Source organism: Paraburkholderia largidicola, from assembly GCF_013426895.1.
Lineage (GTDB): Bacteria > Pseudomonadota > Gammaproteobacteria > Burkholderiales > Burkholderiaceae > Paraburkholderia > Paraburkholderia largidicola.
On the sequence record NZ_AP023175.1, the window covers coordinates 1,468,406 to 1,486,790 of the forward strand.

General features: G+C 63.5%; 18 protein-coding genes. 4 read left to right on the forward strand and 14 right to left on the reverse strand.

Features of this window, described 5'->3' with window-relative positions; all coding sequences use genetic code 11:
• Window positions 1-3: 3 nt before the first annotated feature.
• The 4 genes from PPGU16_RS23215 to PPGU16_RS23230 all read right to left on the reverse strand — a co-directional run bounded on the left by PPGU16_RS23215 (window position 4) and on the right by PPGU16_RS23230 (window position 4,401).
• Window positions 4-1,386 (reverse strand): 3-carboxy-cis,cis-muconate cycloisomerase, encoded by a 1,383-nt coding sequence (locus PPGU16_RS23215; RefSeq protein ID WP_180722759.1) that lies wholly within the window; start codon window positions 1,384-1,386, stop codon window positions 4-6.
• Between the two features lie 143 nt (window positions 1,387-1,529).
• On the reverse strand, window positions 1,530-2,189 hold the full coding sequence (locus PPGU16_RS23220; RefSeq protein WP_180722760.1) for a 3-oxoacid CoA-transferase subunit B: 660 nt from the start codon (window positions 2,187-2,189) through the stop codon (window positions 1,530-1,532).
• Window positions 2,190-2,201: 12 nt separating this feature from the next.
• Entirely contained in the window at window positions 2,202-2,903 is a 702-nt protein-coding gene (locus PPGU16_RS23225; RefSeq protein ID WP_180722761.1) for a 3-oxoacid CoA-transferase subunit A, read from the reverse strand.
• Between the two features lie 319 nt (window positions 2,904-3,222).
• Window positions 3,223-4,401, reverse strand: coding sequence for a 4-hydroxybenzoate 3-monooxygenase (locus PPGU16_RS23230; protein ID WP_180722762.1), 1,179 nt, complete (start codon window positions 4,399-4,401; stop codon window positions 3,223-3,225).
• Window positions 4,402-4,541: 140 nt separating this feature from the next.
• Here PPGU16_RS23230 and PPGU16_RS23235 point away from each other — a divergent pair, with 140 nt between their 5' ends.
• Together PPGU16_RS23235 and folE are read left to right on the forward strand one after the other, a co-directional pair.
• Window positions 4,542-5,465 (forward strand): LysR family transcriptional regulator, encoded by a 924-nt coding sequence (locus tag PPGU16_RS23235; protein ID WP_180722763.1) that lies wholly within the window; start codon window positions 4,542-4,544, stop codon window positions 5,463-5,465.
• Between the two features lie 105 nt (window positions 5,466-5,570).
• Window positions 5,571-6,200: a GTP cyclohydrolase I FolE gene (folE, locus tag PPGU16_RS23240; RefSeq protein WP_180722764.1), complete on the forward strand. Its 630-nt coding sequence runs from the start codon at window positions 5,571-5,573 to the stop codon at window positions 6,198-6,200.
• Between the two features lie 161 nt (window positions 6,201-6,361).
• On the opposite strand, the gene PPGU16_RS23245 is transcribed toward folE, so the two are convergent.
• The 4 genes from PPGU16_RS23245 to PPGU16_RS23260 all read right to left on the reverse strand — a co-directional run bounded on the left by PPGU16_RS23245 (window position 6,362) and on the right by PPGU16_RS23260 (window position 9,570).
• Window positions 6,362-7,282 (reverse strand): DMT family transporter, encoded by a 921-nt coding sequence (locus tag PPGU16_RS23245; protein WP_180722765.1) that lies wholly within the window; start codon window positions 7,280-7,282, stop codon window positions 6,362-6,364.
• An 83-nt stretch (window positions 7,283-7,365) separates the two neighbouring features.
• On the reverse strand, window positions 7,366-8,193 hold the full coding sequence (locus tag PPGU16_RS23250; protein WP_180722766.1) for an AraC family transcriptional regulator: 828 nt from the start codon (window positions 8,191-8,193) through the stop codon (window positions 7,366-7,368).
• Between the two features lie 39 nt (window positions 8,194-8,232).
• Window positions 8,233-9,165: a serine O-acetyltransferase EpsC gene (gene epsC, locus PPGU16_RS23255; protein WP_180722767.1), complete on the reverse strand. Its 933-nt coding sequence runs from the start codon at window positions 9,163-9,165 to the stop codon at window positions 8,233-8,235.
• A 171-nt stretch (window positions 9,166-9,336) separates the two neighbouring features.
• The gene (locus PPGU16_RS23260; RefSeq protein WP_007586604.1) at window positions 9,337-9,570 is read right to left on the reverse strand and encodes a hypothetical protein; all 234 of its coding nucleotides are present in this window, start codon (window positions 9,568-9,570) and stop codon (window positions 9,337-9,339) included.
• A gap of 285 nt (window positions 9,571-9,855) precedes the next feature.
• On the opposite strand from PPGU16_RS23260, the gene PPGU16_RS23265 reads away from it, so the two are divergent.
• Both PPGU16_RS23265 and PPGU16_RS23270 read left to right on the forward strand, forming a co-directional pair.
• Window positions 9,856-10,305, forward strand: a complete 450-nt coding sequence (locus PPGU16_RS23265; RefSeq protein ID WP_180722768.1) for a DUF3005 domain-containing protein — start codon at window positions 9,856-9,858, stop codon at window positions 10,303-10,305.
• A gap of 174 nt (window positions 10,306-10,479) precedes the next feature.
• Window positions 10,480-11,085, forward strand: a complete 606-nt coding sequence (locus tag PPGU16_RS23270; protein ID WP_180722769.1) for a short chain dehydrogenase — start codon at window positions 10,480-10,482, stop codon at window positions 11,083-11,085.
• Window positions 11,086-11,157: 72 nt separating this feature from the next.
• Here the strand turns inward: PPGU16_RS23270 and araD are convergent, their stop codons facing one another.
• The 6 genes from araD to PPGU16_RS23300 form a co-directional block, all read right to left on the reverse strand.
• On the reverse strand, window positions 11,158-12,909 hold the full coding sequence (gene araD, locus PPGU16_RS23275) for an L-arabinonate dehydratase (RefSeq protein ID WP_180722770.1): 1,752 nt from the start codon (window positions 12,907-12,909) through the stop codon (window positions 11,158-11,160).
• A gap of 8 nt (window positions 12,910-12,917) precedes the next feature.
• Window positions 12,918-13,823, reverse strand: a complete 906-nt coding sequence (locus tag PPGU16_RS23280) for an ABC transporter permease (RefSeq protein ID WP_180722771.1) — start codon at window positions 13,821-13,823, stop codon at window positions 12,918-12,920.
• Window positions 13,823-14,710 (reverse strand): ABC transporter permease, encoded by an 888-nt coding sequence (locus PPGU16_RS23285; protein WP_180722772.1) that lies wholly within the window; start codon window positions 14,708-14,710, stop codon window positions 13,823-13,825. The genes PPGU16_RS23280 and PPGU16_RS23285 overlap by 1 nt, the downstream gene beginning before the upstream one ends.
• Window positions 14,707-15,786: an ABC transporter ATP-binding protein gene (locus PPGU16_RS23290; protein WP_180722773.1), complete on the reverse strand. Its 1,080-nt coding sequence runs from the start codon at window positions 15,784-15,786 to the stop codon at window positions 14,707-14,709. Before PPGU16_RS23290 ends, PPGU16_RS23285 begins: the two co-directional genes overlap by 4 nt.
• A 167-nt stretch (window positions 15,787-15,953) precedes the next feature.
• A complete protein-coding gene (locus PPGU16_RS23295; RefSeq protein ID WP_180722774.1) occupies window positions 15,954-17,144 on the reverse strand; it encodes an extracellular solute-binding protein in 1,191 nt (396 codons plus the stop codon).
• 250 nt (window positions 17,145-17,394) lie between these two features.
• Window positions 17,395-18,345, reverse strand: a complete 951-nt coding sequence (locus PPGU16_RS23300; protein WP_180722775.1) for an SMP-30/gluconolactonase/LRE family protein — start codon at window positions 18,343-18,345, stop codon at window positions 17,395-17,397.
• Window positions 18,346-18,385 lie beyond the last annotated feature (40 nt).

The following is an 18,385-nucleotide window of genomic DNA, read 5'->3' on the forward strand; positions in this document are numbered from 1 at the left end:
CCTTTACTCCTGATGTTGGTTCACGCGCGCCTTGCGCGCGGTATGAAGCGCCAGCACGGCATCCACGAAAGCGTGCGCGCTGCCGACGTAATGCGCCGGATCGAGCAGACGTCTGAGTTGCTCGACGGGCAGATGTTGAGTGACGGACGCATCGGCGGCGAGCACGTCGAAGAGCGTTTTGCCAGTCTTCACCGCCTCTTTCGATGCATGCTCGACGAGATGATGCGCATCCATCCGGCCAATCTTGTCGCCGAGCGCGAGCATCACCGCTTCGCCGAGAATCAGGCCATGCGTCACATCGAGATTCGCCGCGAGACGCGCGACGTTCACTTCGAGTCCCTGCGCGATCTGTTCGATGTTCGCCAGCGCGCCGCCCGCGAGGCGCGCGAGATCGGGCAACGCGTCCCATTCGGCCTGCCAGCCGCCGAGCGCGCGCTCATGTTCCTGCACCATGCCGCCGAATACCGTCGCGATAAGGCCCGGTGCGCGCGCCGCCGCCGTCAGCACAGCTGCGCAGCCAACCGGGTTGCGCTTGTGCGGCATCGTCGACGAACCGCCTTTGCCAGCGGCAACCGGCTCGCCGAGTTCGCCGAGTTCGGTCTGCATTTGCAGCGAGATATCGCGCGCAATCTTGCCGAGCGTGCCGATCAGCATGCCGAAGAACGACGCCGTCTCGGCGATGCGGTCGCGCTGCGTGTGCCACGGCACAGCGGGCAATTGAAGACTCAGTTCTTTCGCCAATGCTGCGGCAACCACGCCGCCCTTGTCGCGCAAACTCGCGAGCGTGCCTGCCGCGCCGCCGAATTGCAGCACCAGCACGCGCTCACGCAACGTGTCGAGCCGCTCGCGATGGCGCAGCAGCGCATCGAGCCATTGCGCGAATTTCAAACCGAGCGTGATGGGCAGCGCCTGTTGCAGCCACGTGCGGCCGATCATCGGCGTCGCGCGATGCTGCCGTGCGAGCGCGGCAATCGCATCGCAAGTGGACGACAGCGCGCCGTCGAGGAGATCGAACGCATCGCGCAGTTGCAGCACGGTCGCTGTATCGATGATGTCCTGGCTCGTCGCGCCCCAATGAACGAATTTCGACGCCTCTGCGTCGGCGTCCTTGACGCGCGCAGTCAGTTGTTTGACGAGGGGAATCGCGAGATTGCCGCCGAGCGCGGCGTCGCGGCCGAGCGCGTCGGCATCCAGCTTGTCGGCGTGACAGGTGGCCTCGATGGCGGCAACGGCCGACTGCGGAATTACGCCATGTGCCGCCGAGGCGCGCGCCAGCGCGGCTTCGACGTCGAGCATCCGTTGCAGCGTCGCGCGCGGCGACCAGATGTCGTTCATCGGCTGCGTGCCGCAGATCAGGCCAGTCAAGCGAGCGCTAGCTTCTAGCATGATGTTCTGTGCGTTGGGATGAATGCGCGTTGGGTCGCGCCTGAAAGCGCGCGGCGTTCGGCTTCATTGTCGCCGAACGCCGCGCCGAGGTCACGCGCGCATTTGCGCGCGCGTGCTGGCTATCTCTCCAGGCCGAGCAAGGCTCAAGCCGCGCGAGCCTGCTGCGTGCCGTCGATCAGCGCGACGCCCGTCAGCTTCTCCAGTTCCGCGAAGTCGATATCCGAGAAGATTTCGCGCACGACGAGGCCGTCCTTCGTCACGTCGATCATCGCGAGGTCGGTGTAGATGCGATCCACGCAACCGACGCCCGTCACCGGGTACGAGCATTCGGCGACGATCTTGCTTTCGCCCTGCTTGGTCTGATGCTCCATCATCACGAACACCTGCTTCGCGCCGATCGCCAGATCCATCGCGCCGCCGACGGCGGGAATCGCATCGGGCGCGCCCGTGTGCCAGTTCGCCAGATCGCCCTTCGACGAGACCTGGAACGCGCCGAGCACGCAGTAGTCGAGATGGCCGCCGCGCATCATCGCGAACGAATCGGAATGGTGGAAGAACGCGCCGCCCGTCAGCAGCGTGACATGCTGCTTGCCGGCGTTGATCAGTTCGTCGTCTTCCTCGCCTTCGGCGGGCGCGGGGCCCATGCCGAGCAGGCCGTTTTCGCTGTGCAGGAAAATTTCCTTGTTCGCGTCGAGGTGATTCGCCACCAGGGTCGGCACGCCGATGCCGAGGTTCACGTAAGCGCCTTCAGGAATGTCCTGCGCGACGCGCTTCGCCATTTCATCGCGGGTCAGTCGTTTCATGTCGGGTCTCCTTCAGGCGGCTTGTTCGGGACGTTGCGCGGCGTGGGCCGCCTGCGGCACTTCGACGATACGCTGCACGAAGATGCCTGGCGTGACGATCACTTCCGGGTCGAGCGCGCCGAGCGGCACCACTTCCGACACCTGCACGATCGCCGTCTTCGCTGCGCTCGCCATGATCGGGCCGAAGTTGCGCGCCGTCTTGCGATACACCAGATTGCCCCAGCGGTCGCCCTTGTACGCCTTGATCAGCGCGAAGTCCGCGTGCAGCGGCGCTTCCAGCACGTAATGCTTGCCGTCGATCTCGCGCGTTTCCTTGCCTTCGGCGAGCTTCGTGCCGTAGCCCGTCGGCGTGAAGAAGCCGCCGATGCCCGCGCCTGCTGCGCGGATGCGCTCGGCCAGATTGCCCTGCGGCACGAGTTCCAGTTCGATTTCACCGGCGCGATAGAGCGCGTCGAACACGTATGAATCGGTCTGACGCGGGAACGAGCAGATGATCTTGCGCACGCGCTTCGCCTTGAGCAGCGCCGCGAGGCCGGTGTCGCCGTTACCGGCGTTGTTGTTGACGATGGTAAGTTCTTTCGCGCCCTGTTCGATGAGCGCGTCGATCAGCTCGGAAGGCATGCCCGCCGTGCCGAAGCCGCCGATCATGACGGTCGCGCCGTCATGCACGTCGGCGACCGCCGACTGGAGTGACTCGAAAATCTTGTTGATCATGTCGAATATCCTCTAAAACGCGTCGATCCGCGCCGCGCGATCCGCCATTCACTGGCGAAACGCGCGCCGGACGGTCTCCACGTCCGCTTTCGTCCTTCATAGCCTTGCTGACGACGGCATGCAGACCCGCTGCAGGCCGCATGTGTTTGGCTCGCCCTTCAATCCCTATCGCCCGTCGAACTTGCGAAAAGTTCTTTATGCGAACACAGTTTCGTTTAGCGAACGTACTGGCGCATTATGGTTTGCGCCCGCATCTCTTGTCAAGGCAACGGTTTCGTGGTTTGCCCTATGCCGCTCCGCCTGCCGCCGCGCCCGCAAATCAATCGCGAAACGGCAGCCCCACGTAATTCTCTGCCAGCATCCGTGCCGCCGCATCGGAATGCGCGACGTACCGTAGCTCGGCCATCTTCAGCCGGTTGACGAACGGCGTGTCGTCGAACGACGGATGCAGCATGTTCGTCATGAAATACGAGAAATGCTCGGCGCGCCAGACGCGTTCCAGGCAGGTCGCCGAATAAGCGGCGAGCAGATCGTCGCGGCCTTCGCGATAGCGCGCGGCGAGCGCCTTCGACAGCATGCCTACGTCGGCGACGGCGAGGTTCATGCCTTTTGCGCCCGTCGGCGGAACGATGTGCGCGGCGTCGCCGGCAAGATAGAGGCGCCCGTACTGCATCGGCTCGCACACGAAGCTGCGCATCGGCGTGACGCCCTTCTGCGTGATGTCGCCGACAGCGGGCAGCCAGCCATCGTCGTTCTCGAAGCGCGTGTGGAGTTCGGCCCAGATGCGCTCGTCGGGCCATTGCGCAAGGTCTTCGTCGGGACGGCATTGCAGATAAAGACGCGTCACCTCCGGCGAACGCATGCTGAAAAGCGCGAAACCGCGCTCGTGATGCGCGTACACCAGTTCGTCGCAGGTCGGCGCGGCGTTCGCGAGGATGCCGAGCCATGCATAGGGGTAGATACGTTCGAAGGTTTGTATCGCGTCGGCGGGAATCGACTCGCGCGCAATGCCGTGAAAGCCGTCGCAGCCCGCCACGTAATCACAATCGATGCGCTGCACCGCGCCATCGTGCGAAAACTGAACCCAAGGTGTGTCGCTCGTCAGATCGTGCAGCGACACCTCGGACACGTCGAAATACAACGGTTGCTGGTACTCGACAGCGGCGGCGATCATGTCGCACACCACCTCATGCTGGCCATACACGGTGATCGCGCGGCCGCCCGTCAGTGCCGTCAGATCGATCCGATGCCGCTTGCGGCCGAACAGCAATTCGATGCCGTGATGCACGAGCCCTTCGCGCTGCATCCGCGCGCCGAGGCCGGCTTCGTTGAGCGTATCGACGGTGCCCTGTTCGAGCACGCCCGCGCGTATCCGATGCTCGCAATGTTCGCGCGACCGGCTTTCCAGCACCACCGCTTCGACGCCCGCCAGCCGCAGCAGATGCGACAGCAGCAGACCGGCGGGACCCGCGCCAATAATGGCAACCTGAGTGCGCATCGTTCGTCTCCGAGTTTTTGTTCGAGTATTCAAACGATTCTCGGCGCTTTCCCGAATATGCGACAACGCGATTTTTAGGATAGGTTGTATACGCATAACCGATACTGCACAGGGGCTTCCCGACGCCCGCGCACCAAAGCATGGCCGAACTCGATCTCAACCTGATTCCCTACCTCGTCGCGCTCGAAGACATGCGCAACGTGAGCCGCGCCGCCGAACGTCTCGGCGTGAGCCAGCCGCGCGTGAGCACCGCGCTTGGCCGCTTGCGCGAGTATTTCAACGACCCGCTGTTCGTGCGCACGTCGCGCGGCATGGAACCGACGCCGCGCGCGCTCGCGCTGATTCCCGCGGCCCGCGAGGCGCTAGCGCGCATCGAAAAGGGCATGCTCGACTCACAGGATTTCGATCCTACGACGTCGACGCATACGTTCTCGCTGGCGTTGTCCGACGTCGGCGAGATCGTGTTTCTGCCGCGCCTGCTGCAGCTCTTCGCCGAGCGCGCGCCGCACGCGAACCTGCGTTCGGTGTCGCTGCCGCCCGCGCATGTCGAACGCGGGCTGGAATCGGGCGATGTCGATCTCGCCGTCGGCTACTTTCCCGATCTTTCCGGCAACAACTTCTTTCAGCAGCGTCTGTTCACGCATCGGTTCATCTGTCTGATGCGCAGCGATCATCCGCTCGCGGGCGCGCCGCTCACGCTCGATCAGTTCATCGGACTCGGTCACGCCGTCGTACGCGCCGAAGGACGTAGCCAGGAAGTGCTCGAGCAGTATCTGGAAAAGAAGCGCATCCGCCGGCGCGCCGTGCTGGAAACGCCGCACTTCATGAGCCTGCCGTTCATCCTCGCACGCACCGATCTGATCGCAACCGTGCCGCACGCGATCGGCTTCGCGTATGTGTCGGAACACGCGTCGATCACGCTCGTCGAACCGCCTTTGCCGTTGCCCCGCTTCGACTTGCGCCAGCACTGGCATCGCAAGTTCCACAACGATCCGCGCGCGAGCTGGCTGCGCAGCGTTGTTGCAGAACTGTTCAACGATGCGAAGGACGAGTGGCCGAAGTAACGCCTGCACGCGCTTGCGGCGCATATCCCTGTTCGGCGTAGGGCCGGGAAACATGGAACAATGCCGCAACGTGCGATGCGCGTTTTACTGGAACTGGAGCGAAGGATGAATACGAAGAAAACGACGTCCGCCGACGCACCCGGCCGGCCGTCCCGCGATGAGGCCGAAGAAGCCGTGCGCGTATTGCTGCGCTGGGCCGGCGATAATCCTCAGCGTGAAGGTCTGCTCGACACGCCCGCGCGTGTCGTCCGGGCGTATGAAGAATTTTTTGCGGGCTATGAGGTCGATCCGCGCGAGATTCTGGCCCGCACGTTCTCCGAAGTGGACGGCTACGACGAAATGATCGTGCTGAAGGACATCCGCTTCGAAAGCTATTGCGAACATCATATGGTGCCCATCATCGGGCGCGCGCACGTCGCTTATCTGCCTGAGCATCGCGTGGTGGGCATCTCGAAGCTCGCGCGGCTCGTCGATGCATTCGCCAAGCGTCTGCAGATCCAGGAAAAGATGACCGTCCAGATCGCCGATACGCTCAACGAAGTATTGCAGCCGAAGGGGGTCGGCGTGATTCTCGAAGCCTCGCATCAATGCATGTCGACGCGCGGCGTGCACAAGGCCGGCGTCGAGATGGTGACGTCGCGCATGCTCGGGACGTTCCGCACCGACCCGTCGACGCGTCGCGAGTTTCTGTCGATCGTCCACGGCCCGACTTCCGTCAGCGTGGCGAATACCTGATCTGTCGAGAGCGGGCAGCGTTTCCGCCCTGCTCCGGCCACGCGCCTCGCGGCGCGTGCTGCCAATGCCGCACAGATCATCTCAGAACAAGCTTAGTGGTTCTGACGGAAATGACACATTCAGACATTTGAGTGGTCTGAGCAAAGCTCAGCGTGGGTTAATCAGGCTTCTGCGCGCGCTTCGACCGATCGAAACCGTCCGAAGGTCGCCAGTAGCACCGCCGCAAGCACGCACACGACACCCGCCATCTGCGCGCGGCTGATCGGCTCGTGCAACACGCCCGCCGCCAGCGCGAGCGTCGACACGGGCACGAGTGCCGTCACGAGGCCCGCTTCCGCACCACTCACGCGCGAAGCGCCCGCGTACCAGAGCACGAAGCCGAGCACCGTCGGCACGAGCGCGTAATAGACGACGCCCGCGAGCGCGGCAACGAGGTTCGCGTCGAACGGCAGTCGCCACGGTTGCTCGAAGCACGCGGGCACGATCGCGACGAGCAGGCCGATTCCGCTCATCAGCGCCGACAGCGGCAACGCCGCGACAGGCTTATGCAATTTGCGGTTGAGCAAGATAAAGAGCGCTTCGCAGACAATCGCGGCGAATATCAGCGCATTGCCCGCGAGAGAATGCGCGCCGCCCGCAGCCACCGTGTCGTCGAGGCGCACTGTGCAGGCCAGCACGCCGAGCGTCGCAAGCGCAATCGCGCCGAGCAACGCAGGCGACAGACGTTCACCGAGTGCGAGCGCCGCGAAACCCGCCGACACAGCCGGCAAGGTGCCCGCGATCACGCCCGCATCGGCCGCCGACGCGAGGCGCATCCCGCCGATCAGGCAAACCGTATAGCCGACGCTGCCCGCTCCCGCCTGCGCGACCACGAGCAACACATCGTGCGTGTCGAGCTTCGGCCAGCGGACCCTGCGCACGCGCATCATCGCGATGAAGACGGGAAACGCAATCGCAAAGCGCAACGCTGTCGCCGCGAACGGCGGCAAGCCGCCCGCAATCGCCTTGCTGACGACGACTGTGCTGCCCACGCCGATCATCGCCAGCGCGCAAAAGGAATAACCGACGTAACGCGCGTTCATGCGCTGCCTCCTCGTATCGAATGATGAGGCGAGCGTACGGGCCGCGCACACGCGCGGTCTTGAACGTTATTGCAGATGAGGTATCAGCGGATGGCGGCCGCGTAGCTCGCGGGCGTGACACCGAGCAGCCGCACGAAAGCGCGCGTCATATGGCTTTGATCCGAAAAGCCCGCCGAGACCGCCGCATCCGCAAGTGCAGACCCGCTGGCGATCAGATGGCGCGCGAGCGCGACGCGGCGCTGCATCCGGTACGCATGCGGCGGCAAGCCGACTTCATGCGCGAAACTGCGCAGCAGTCGAAAGCGGCTCATGCCGGCTTCGGCGGCGAGATCGGCGAGTGTCGATGCCGACGCGGGATCGTCGTCGATGCGAGATCTCGCGCGCGCGACGGGACCCATGCGCTCGGGTCCGCGCTGCAATGGCGTCGCGTGGTATTGGCTCACATACGAAAACAACGCGATCAATGCTTCTTCGCAAGCGAGATTGTCGGGCGGTACACCTTCGTTTGCCTCGTCCGCCGCGACCGAGAAGAGCCGCGCAAAACGCAGCGACAGTTGCGTGTCGTTCAACACGGGGCGCGTCAGTTCAACTTCCCGCAACGGCGTACCCGCGCATTCGGCGACCGTGCCGATCACCAGCGAAGGCTCGAAATACAGCATCCGCCACGCGCGTCCGCGTTCGTCGAGGGGACTGCCGTCATGCACTTCGCCGGGATTGACGGTGATGACATCGCTCGCGCGCGCTTCGACCGGGCCGCGCCCGCTAGCCGATCGCTGTCCGCCAGCGACCACGATACCGATGCCGAAGCGATCGTGCGAATGACGCGCGAACGCGTGCGTCGTATGCGCGACGGTCGCTTCGACGCCGTCGAGCGCGCAACGCAACATCTGGACGCGCCCACGCGGCTTCATCGTCTCACGTCCTCTCGCAGACGAGGCGGCCGTCGCACATCAACGGCGCCCTTCGTCGTTGCGCCCGCGCTCGCCTTCGCGGATCTTGCCCTGCGACACGCTGCTGCCCGGCGGCACGCTATGCGTGAGCCACACATTGCCGCCGATCACCGAGCCGCGCCCGATCGTCACACGGCCCAGAATGGTCGCGCCTGCGTAGATCACGACATCGTCTTCGACGATCGGGTGACGCGCGTTGCCCTTCACGAGCGTGCCGTCTTCATCCGCGGCAAAGCTCTTCGCGCCGAGCGTCACCGCCTGATAGACGCGCACGCGCTCGCCGATGATGGCCGTCTCGCCAATCACGACACCCGTGCCGTGATCGATGAAGAAACTCGGGCCGATCTGCGCGCCCGGGTGAATGTCGATACCCGTCGCCGAGTGCGCAATCTCGTTGATGAAGCGCGCGAGCAGCGGCACGCCGAGCCGGTGCAACGCATGCGCGAGCCGGTGATGCGTCATCGCCCATACGCCCGGATAGCAGAGCAGGATTTCGGTAATGTGCTGCGCGGCGGGATCGCCGACGTACGCCGCCTGGATATCGCTGACCAGCAACGCGCGTATGCCCGGCAACTGCTTGCCGAACTGGCGCGCGACATCGAATGCCAGCGTGCCCAGATCGGCATCCGAGGTCTCCGCATGCTCCGGCAGGAAGCGCAACGCGCGGCGGATCTGCTCGGCCAGCAGCCGTAGCGTGCTTTCGAGCGTATGGCCTACGTAATAATCGACGCTCTCGTCGGTCAGATCGGGCGCGCCATAGTGCGTCGGGAAAAGCGCGGCGCGCAATCCTGCGACGATGTTGATCACGCCGTCGCGCGAAGGCAGCTCGCGGATGCCGCGCGGATGGCGCGTGCGATGCAGTTCTTCACGCGACGCGCGCAGTTCGGCGACGATCTGTTCGAGGCCCCAGTTGTGGGAGGAAACATTTGACATGGCGAGGACGGCAGTCGCGCGTGAAGCGCGACGAAAGTGAATTGTCCCCAGAGATTACCGCGTTTCGGCGCGCGCCGCCGGGCGCCGGTGCGGATTGCATAACGAACGCATAAGGAACGGCTCATGCAGTGCAGGCCGTTGCATGTGCGGGAGTGCGTAGCAAATGACGTGCTATACGGTCATACTGCTTGCATCGATCCAGCGCACGGCCCAGTCGCGGGCATGCGCGATAGCAGCTGCTTCGTCAGTGAAGCGGAGGTCGGTGGGGAAGAAACGGTTGGCGACGAGTTCGCCATCGCTGGAGCGCGACACAACCACATACGGTTGCCAAGTCCCATCGCCCGCGCGCGCTGGCGCGCAGTTAAGCAAGTAGCCACGATGTGTGAATGCAGCATCAACGTGCATGAGTCACCCGCCCCTGACTGCCTCATAGATGGTCCTTGTGCGAGTGCGATGCCGTGTGTCGAGGCAGTCCGTAGGACTGCGGCGGTCATGCTCTTGTGTGCGTTGCTGCACTCGAACCAGAATCATACTCTGTAGGAAAAGGGCGTCCACCAAAAAAAATAGTAAAAATTCGCGGGTTGCCCTAAGCGCCGTCGCGCGTGGATTCCAACGTGATTGGGCGCTCACGCGGAACGAGTTTTGCTCGCTCCTAATGCTTCGAAGGCACGAGTCAAGGAGGGCGTAAAAATGAGCCTCAACACCCGCAAGATACCCGCGACACAATCGGGAACCGACGTCGCGCGCAGCGCCGAGATGCACAACGACCGCACGCACGACAGCACGGTGGATACCGACAGCAAGAATCACGAAGCCGCGCGCATCGCAGGCCACGCGCCGATCGGCCCCGATGAGATCACGACGAGCAACGCATCGCTCGTCAATAGCGTGCCCGACAACCCGTATGCGGAGCTGGCGGGATTCGACAGCCGCATCGGCGGAAATCATCTGCTGCTCGCGCTGGAACCGGGCTATCGCGTGATCGACAAGGGCATGACCATGCCCGAGCCCGTCGAACACTTCGACGACCGCTTTCATGAGGCCAGCACACAAGCGGGCCAACGCACGCGCGGGCGCGTGCATTTCGCGCTGAATCATCAGCGGCCGATGCGCGTGATCGAGCTCGAACGCGTCAAGTGAACGCGATGTCCTCGTCGCACGACGCGTCGTTGCATGGCGCGTCGTGCGAGCTTGCGTTCGTATGCATGCAGCTGCGATTCGAAACTGCTGGTTTCATGACTTCGTCGCATGCACATCTTGTTCGCGTGTGAAACGATCAGCACAATCGGCGCAATCTCACCCACGGAGCAGCAGATGAGCAGAATCGTCGTGATCGGCGCAACGGGCACACTCGGCCAGGCCGTCGCCGCCGAACTGAAAGCGCGGCATGAAGTGATCGAAGTCGGCGCGACGCGTGGCGCGCATCAGGTCGACAGCACGGACCCGGCGAGCGTCGAACGGCTGTTTCAAACCATCGGCAAGGTGGACGGCGTCGTCACGACGACGGGCAAGGTCCACTTCGGCCCGTTGCCCGAGATGACCGTCGAGCAGTTCTGGGTTGGCCTGCGCGACAAGCTGATGGGACAGATCAACGTCGTGCTCGCCGCGCAGAAGTATGTAAGCGACGGCGGCTCGTTCACGCTGACGAGCGGCATTCTCGCCGACGAGCCGATCAACCTGGGCGTCAGCGCGACGACGGTGAATCTTGCGCTCGAAGGCTTCGTGCGCGGCGCCGCGATCGAACTGCCGCGCCATATTCGGATCAATCTGGTGAGCCCGACTGTGCTGACGGAATCGATGGAAAGCTACGCGCCGTTCTTCCGCGGCTTCGAGCCTGTCGATGCGAAGAAAGCGGCGCAGGCGTATCTGCGCAGCGTCGAAGGCGCGCAGACGGGACGCGTGTATCGCGTCGGTTACTAAAACGTTCAATTGACGTCTGTTCGCGAGCGCACGTTGTCGTGCGCTCGTTTTTCATTGCGCGGCGCCTGTCGCTCAATGAATCTCCGGCTCTCCCGTTGCCGCGCTTGCGCCGTCGCGTTGCAGGAAGTCGAAGTCGCAGCCCTTGTCGGCCTGCAGCACATGCACCTGATGCATCGCGCCGTAGCCGCGCGAGAAGCGCGGTGTTGGCGCGACCCACTCGGCCTTGCGGCGCGCGAGTTCTTCATCCGATACCAGCACATTCAGCTTGCGCTGCGGCACATCGAGTTCGATCATGTCGCCGTCGCGCACCAGCGCAAACGGCCCGCCGATAAACGACTCCGGCGCGACGTGCAGCACGCATGCGCCATAGCTCGTGCCGCTCATGCGCGCGTCGGAAATGCGCAGCATGTCGCGCACGCCCTTTTGCAGCACCTTCTTCGGCAGCGGCAACTGGCCCCACTCGGGCATGCCCGGCGCGCCCACAGGCCCCGCGTGCTGCAGCACGATCACGCAGTGCTCGTCGATGTCGAGCGCATCGTCGTCGATGCGCGCCGCCATGTCGTTGTAGTCCTTGAACACCACCGCGCGGCCCGTGTGCACCAGCAGATGCGGCTCGGCTGCGCCCGGCTTGATGACGGCGCCATCGGGCGCGATGTTGCCGCGCAGGACGGCCAGACCGTTGTCCGGCATCAGCGGCTTGCTGCGGCGGCGGATCACGTCGTCATTGAAGATCTGCGCGCCTTCGAGGTTCTCACCGAGCGTCTTGCCGTTCACCGTCTTCTGCGAGCGGTCGATCATATCACCCAGTTCCGCGAGCATCGCCTGCAGTCCGCCCGCGTAATAGAAGTCTTCCATCAGATACGCGCCCGTCGGCCGGATGTTCGCGAGCACCGGCGTCTTGCGCGAAATGCTGTCGTAGCGGTCGAGTGTCAGTTCGATCCCGGCGCGGCGCGCGAGCGCGATCATGTGAACGATTGCGTTGGTCGAGCCCGACAGCGCGAGACAGGTCGTGACCGCGTTGTCGATCGATTTCACCGTGAGGATGTCCGACGGCTTCAGGTCTTCCCACACCATCTCGACGATCCGCATGCCCGTTTTCGCGGACATCTGCGCATGGCGAGAATCCGGCGCGGGGATTGACGCGAAGCCCGGCAGCGTGAAGCCGAGTGCTTCGGCGGCGCTCGTCATGGTGGACGCCGTGCCCATCGTCATGCAGTGGCCGGGCGAGCGCGCAATGCCGCCTTCGACGCCCTGCCAGTCTTCTTCCGTGATCTTGCCTGCGCGCAGGTCGGCCCAGTACTTCCACGTGTCAGAGCCGGAGCCGAGCGTCGCGCCGTTCCAGTTGCCGCGCAGCATCGGGCCGGCGGGCAGGAAGATGGTTGGCAGGTCCATGCTGATCGCGCCCATCAGCAGCGCGGGCGTGGTCTTGTCGCAGCCGCCCATCAGCACGACGCCGTCGGCGGGATACGAGCGTAGCGTCTCTTCCGCTTCCATCGCGAGGAAGTTGCGGTAGAGCATCGTCGTGGGCTTCTGGAACGGCTCCGACAAGGTCTGCACCGGCAACTCGATCGGAAAGCCACCCGCCTGCCAGATGCCGCGCTTGACCTCTTCCACACGCTGCTTGAAGTGCGTGTGGCACGGGTTCATCTCGCTCCACGTGTTGAGGATCGCGATAACGGGCTTGCCCGCATACTCCTCGCGGCTGTAGCCCATTTGCGCCGTGCGCGAGCGGTGGCCGAACGAGCGCAGATCGTTCACGCCATACCAGCGGTGGCTGCGCAGTTCGTCGGGGGACTTACGTTTCTTCGTCTGATCGTTCGACACTTCGACTCCTACCGGCGCTGCTCCTTCACCCGCGACACGATCTGTGTCGGGCTGACGAACTGCAGCGCAATCAATACCCAGATCAGCGTGATCGCCATGTAGATCATCGCCATTGCGTCGATCGACTGCGGCGCGCGCACGCCCGTTGAAAATACAGCGTAGTACAACGCGACGACGAGCGTTTGCGTCGCCGGCCCCGCTGTAAAGAACGTCAGTTCGAACATGCCGATGGTACGGACCAGCACCAGCAGACCGGCCGCAAGCATGCCGGGCACCAGCAAGGGCAGCAGAATATAGCGGAAATAGCGGAACGTATTCGCGCCGAAGATGCGCGCCGCCGATTCAAGGTTCGGATCGATCTGCTCGATAAACGGTGTCATCACGAGAATGACGAACGGCAGCGCGGGCACCAGGTTCGCGAGAATCACGCCGGACAGCGTACCCGCCAGCCCGATCTTGTACATCACGGTCGCCATCGGAATGCCGTATGTCACGGGCGGCACCATCAACGGCAGCAGGAACACGAGCATCGCGAAACGCTTGCCGCGAAACTGCACGCGCGCGAGCGCATACGCGGCGGGCACGCCGAGCAGGATGGACAGCAGCACCACCGCGCCGACCACTTCGACCGTCACCCACAGCACCGCCGCAAGCTGGAAGTCGCTCCACGCCTGCGCATACCAGTGCAGCGTGAAGCCCTGCGGCAGCAGCGTCCCGAACCAGCGCGTCGCGATCGAATTAACCGCCACGGTGGCGATCAGCAGCACGATGTTCAGCAGGAAGAAAATCATCGCGCCCCAGACGAGCGCCTTGTAGATGCGGTCGCGCAAACTGACATGCGGTTTCATCGATTTCACCGTTTGCCCTTGCGGCTCAGCGGGCCACGGATGCGCGACTTGATGATCGGTTGCCATCAGCCTTTACCTCCCGTCGCCGGTCCACTGTAGAAGAAGCGGCGCGCGCCGAGCATCGCGGCGACGATCACCAGTTGCACGAAACCCATCACGATCGCGATCGCCGATGCCAGCGAGTAATCGTAGCTCTCGAACGCGGCTTCCGCCGCTGCAATCGACATCACGCGTGTCGGCCCCGCAGGCGCGCCAAGCAGCACCGCCGATGGAAACACCGAAAACGCCTGTACGAACGACAGACACGCGGCCATCGTCAGCCCCGGCACGAGCAGCGGCAAATAGATCTGTCGGAACTGCTGCCACGGGTTCGCGCCGAGCGTTGCGGCGGCGCTCGCGAGCGTCGGATCGATGCCCGTCACGTACGAGAGCGTCAACAGAAACGCGAACGGGAAACCCGACACCACCAGCGAGATCAGCACACCCCAGAAATTGTGCGTGAGACGCACTTCGTCGGTATAGAGATGCAGCCCTTGAAGCGCTTGCGGAAACCAGCCGTTCGGACCGAAGTACGTGAGCATGCCGTCCGCGATCAGCACGGTGCCGAGCGTGACGGGAATCACCAGCAGCGTCGTGATGAACTTCTGATACGGCGACGGACGGCGCAGCGCGAACGCGACGGGCACCGATACGCCGACGTTGATCAATGTGGCAGGCACGGCGAGCTTCAGCGTGACGAGGATGGTCGGCCACATCGACGTGTCGCTGAAGAACTTCGCGTAGTTCGCCCACATGCCGCCGCCTTCCATCGGGCTGAAGGACAGCGCGAGGCCATAGACGAACGGATAGACGAACAGCGCGAGGATGAACAGCAAGGCAGGCGATACGAGCCACGCCTTGCCGTCCCGTTGCGCGGCGGGTGTCGCTGCGGACGCGGGCGTCAGCGTGCTCATGACGGCTCTCCGTCGTAGACCAGCGTGCGCGACGACGGCACGCGCAGCGTGATGCGCTCGCCTTCGGCAAAGTCGCCCGCGACGCGCGCCCACAACTCGCCGAACGCGCTCTTCACACGAATCAGCGAATCGCGGCCGCCGTATTCGACCGTCGTGACCTGTGCGTCGAACGCGTTTTCTGCACCGGGCGCGGCGCGCTCCATGTCCTCCGGTCGCAATGCGACGGAAACACGTTTGCTATTGAAGCCGTCCATGGCCATACCGATCAGGCGCACGCCGTTCGATTCGACTGCCACGCCTTCGCCCTGCGTGCCTTCGAGCGTGAACGGCAGCACATTGCGATAACCCATGAACCGCGCGACGTGCAGATTTTTCGGCCGCCCGTAGACTTCCTTCGGCGTCGCGACCTGCTGCACGACACCCTCTTTCATCACGACGATGCGGTCGGCCATCGACAGCGCTTCGTCCTGATCGTGCGTCACATAGATGGTCGCGCGATCCAGCTGGCTATGAATGCGGCGAATCTCGGCGCGCATTTCGATGCGCAGCTTCGTGTCGAGATTCGACAGCGGTTCGTCCATCAGGATCAGTGGTGGCTCGATCACAATGGCGCGCGCAATCGCCACACGCTGCTGCTGACCGCCCGACAACTGTCCCGGCAGCTTCCTCTCATGGCCGACCAGTTGCACGAGTTGCAGCGCTTCGCGCGCGCGCTTCACCGTTTCCGCCTTCGCCATGCCGCGCATCTTCAGGCCGAAGCCGACGTTGTCGAGCACCGACATATGCGGAAACAGCGCGTAGTTCTGAAACACCATGCCGAAGCCGCGCTTTTCGGGCGGCAACACATCGATGCGTTTGTCGTCGAGCCAGATGCCGCCGCCGGACAATGGCTGCAAGCCCGCGATGCAGTTGAGCGCCGTCGACTTGCCACAACCCGACGGCCCGAGCAATGCGATGAATTCTCCGCGTCGGATATTCAGATCGAGACCCTGCAACGCGGCCACCGACTGCCCTTCGGCATTCACGAAACTGCGGCTGACGGACTCGAGGCGCAACTGTTCAAAGTGATGCTTCATGATCGCTTCCCTACGATGTTGCATGGCCGCGCCTTATGACGCTTCATAAGACGACACTTCATAAGACGCGCCGACACATATCGCCGATGTGCGCAAGGCGTCATGCAGGCCCTGCGCGGCATCGGCTGCTCCGCTTTGCGCGGTGATGGGTACGCGTTGGTATGAACTTACTTGGTCTTTTGCGCGCCCACTTCGCGGTCCCACTTCTGGAACGCTGCGACCATCGCTGCCGCGCTCAACGGCTGAACGTGCGGACGATCGGCAAGCAGTTTCGCGTATTCCGGACGGCCGAACTTCTTCAGCACGTCCTGGCTGTGCTCGGGCGCTTGTGCTTCCGTCACGCCCTTGATGGCCGGGCCCGGATAGAAGTAGCCGTCGTCATAGGTCAGGGCTTGCTGCGCCGGCTCAAGCATGAAATTCATCAGCTTGTAGAGCGTGTCGAGCTTTTCTTTGGGCACGCCTTTCGGGATCACCATGAAGTGCGCGTCGTTGACCCACGTCATGTTGTCGAACGCCTGCACCTTGAACTCAGCCGGCACGATGCCGAGCGCACGCGGGTTGATGTCCCAGCCCGTCACGGTGACGGTCATGTCGCGCGTGCCTTCGCCGAGTTCCTTCATCACCGCCGACGTGCCGCCCGGATAATAAGGAATGCAGTCGTTCAGCTGCTTGAGGAACGCCCAGGTCTTATCCCAGCCATTGACAGGGTCTTTCGGGTCCTTGTCGCCAAGCACGTACGGCAGGCCCATCAGGAACGTGCGGCCCGGACCGGAATTGGCCGGACGCGCGTAGATCAGCTTGTTCGGATGCGCCTTGCACCATTGCAGGAGTTGATCTGGCGTCTTGGGCGGATCGCTGACTTTGGCCGGGTTGTATTCGATCAGCGGTCCGGCCGGCATATAGGCGACTTCGAGCCCGAAGCCCTGTGCGAGATCCTGCATCTTGCGCGGACCGGGCGCGTACTTGTCGAGCACGCCGGGGAATGCCGCGTTGTTCTCCGGCAGCAGCTTGACCCACAGGTTCTGCTCGATGCCGGCGGCAAGCGCGTCGGTGCCTGTCAACACGAGGTCGATGTCCGAGCGGCCGGCCGCCTGCATCGCCTTGATCTTGCCGGGCAACTGCGGCGCGGGCGCGTTGGTGTAGGTGATGTTGGAAACGAGATTCGGGTACTTGGCCTTGAAGGCTTCAAAGCCCTTTTGCGTCAGCTGGAGATCGCCCGCGACGTCGACGATATTGATCGTGACGGCATCTGCCGCTCGCGCCGCTTGCGTGAATCCTGCCACTGCTGCGCCAACGGCTACGCACAGTGCCGCCACCTTGAGTGGCAACTTCGCTGACAACTTGCCAGAAAAAGCCATTTCGTCTCCTCGCCTCTTTATATGGAACGTCCGCCGACGGGATCCGCGGCGCTGACGTGTTACGGGCTGCTAGTGGGTGAAACATAACGAACGGGCACGCATGATGTCAAGCAAATTTTAGCCTGACGCGTTCATTGCGCGATGACCTTTCAAATTCTTCAAGTCCTTTTATGGTAAGGATTTCAGCGGGTTTTGCCGATTCGTCCGTTCGGCATAGGGAGAACACCAAGATACGACTTGTTAGGCAACTTCAGCCGCCGCGCAAGCCCTGGGTATTCACATACAGCGAATACAGACCGTGGCTCGCGGCCATGAACAGGCGGTTGCGATGCCTGCCGCCAAAGCACACGTTCGCGCAGCGCTCCGGCAACGCGATATGCCCGAGGGCTTCGCCTTGCGACGAGAACACGCGCACACCGTCGAGTTCGTCGGTGCCCATGCCCCAGCCGCACCACAGGTTGCCGTGAATATCGATCCGGAAGCCATCCGGCGTGCCGTCCTGGGCGTCGATCAGTACGCGGTTGTTCGCGAGCGTGCGCCCTTCGCCGACCACATCGAATGCGCGGATCGTGCGCGGATTCGATCGCGATTCGACGATGTACAGCACCGATTCATCCGCCGAGAACGCGAGCCCGTTCGGGCCGATCACTTCGTCGCAAACCATCGTCACTTCACCCGTCTGCCCGTCCACGCGATATACGTTTTGCGGCAGTTCCGGCTCCTGCTTCTCGCCTTCATAGAAGCTGTCGATGCCGAACGATGGGTCCGTAAACCAGATCGAGCCATCCGACTTCACGACGACATCGTTCGGCGAATTGAAGCGCTTGCCCTGGTAACGGTCGGCGATCACGGTGATCGAGCCATCGTATTCGGTGCGCGTGACGCGCCGCGTCAGATGCTCGCAGGTGACGAGCCGCCCTTCGCGGTCACGCGTATTGCCGTTCGCATTGTTCGACGGCCGGCGAAATGGCCTCACCGCGCCCGTCTCCTCGTCCCAGCGCAGCATGCGGTTATTCGGAATGTCGCTCCACAGCACGTAGCGGCCGTCGCCGAACCATACGGGCCCCTCGGACCAGCGCGCGCCCTGATAGAGACATTCGACGGAAGCCGAGGCGAGGCGCAATGCATCGAAGCGAGGATCGAAACTGCGAATGGCGGGATCAGGATAGCGGCGCGAGTTCGGGTAGTTGAGTTCGGTCATGGCGCTGTCAGAGCAACGCCGGGCGTCGAATCGATCGACG

Coding starts and splice junctions, on each gene's coding strand:
- PPGU16_RS23215 (WP_180722759.1), bottom strand. CDS start 1,386: ATGCTAGAAGCTAGCGCTCGCTTGACTGGCCTGATCTGCGGCACGCAG.
- PPGU16_RS23220 (WP_180722760.1), bottom strand. CDS start 2,189: ATGAAACGACTGACCCGCGATGAAATGGCGAAGCGCGTCGCGCAGGAC.
- PPGU16_RS23225 (WP_180722761.1), bottom strand. CDS start 2,903: ATGATCAACAAGATTTTCGAGTCACTCCAGTCGGCGGTCGCCGACGTG.
- PPGU16_RS23230 (WP_180722762.1), bottom strand. CDS start 4,401: ATGCGCACTCAGGTTGCCATTATTGGCGCGGGTCCCGCCGGTCTGCTG.
- PPGU16_RS23235 (WP_180722763.1), top strand. CDS start 4,542: ATGGCCGAACTCGATCTCAACCTGATTCCCTACCTCGTCGCGCTCGAA.
- folE (WP_180722764.1), top strand. CDS start 5,571: ATGAATACGAAGAAAACGACGTCCGCCGACGCACCCGGCCGGCCGTCC.
- PPGU16_RS23245 (WP_180722765.1), bottom strand. CDS start 7,282: ATGAACGCGCGTTACGTCGGTTATTCCTTTTGCGCGCTGGCGATGATC.
- PPGU16_RS23250 (WP_180722766.1), bottom strand. CDS start 8,193: ATGAAGCCGCGTGGGCGCGTCCAGATGTTGCGTTGCGCGCTCGACGGC.
- epsC (WP_180722767.1), bottom strand. CDS start 9,165: ATGTCAAATGTTTCCTCCCACAACTGGGGCCTCGAACAGATCGTCGCC.
- PPGU16_RS23260 (WP_007586604.1), bottom strand. CDS start 9,570: ATGCACGTTGATGCTGCATTCACACATCGTGGCTACTTGCTTAACTGC.
- PPGU16_RS23265 (WP_180722768.1), top strand. CDS start 9,856: ATGAGCCTCAACACCCGCAAGATACCCGCGACACAATCGGGAACCGAC.
- PPGU16_RS23270 (WP_180722769.1), top strand. CDS start 10,480: ATGAGCAGAATCGTCGTGATCGGCGCAACGGGCACACTCGGCCAGGCC.
- PPGU16_RS23280 (WP_180722771.1), bottom strand. CDS start 13,823: ATGGCAACCGATCATCAAGTCGCGCATCCGTGGCCCGCTGAGCCGCAA.
- PPGU16_RS23285 (WP_180722772.1), bottom strand. CDS start 14,710: ATGAGCACGCTGACGCCCGCGTCCGCAGCGACACCCGCCGCGCAACGG.
- PPGU16_RS23290 (WP_180722773.1), bottom strand. CDS start 15,786: ATGAAGCATCACTTTGAACAGTTGCGCCTCGAGTCCGTCAGCCGCAGT.
- PPGU16_RS23295 (WP_180722774.1), bottom strand. CDS start 17,144: ATGGCTTTTTCTGGCAAGTTGTCAGCGAAGTTGCCACTCAAGGTGGCG.
- PPGU16_RS23300 (WP_180722775.1), bottom strand. CDS start 18,345: ATGACCGAACTCAACTACCCGAACTCGCGCCGCTATCCTGATCCCGCC.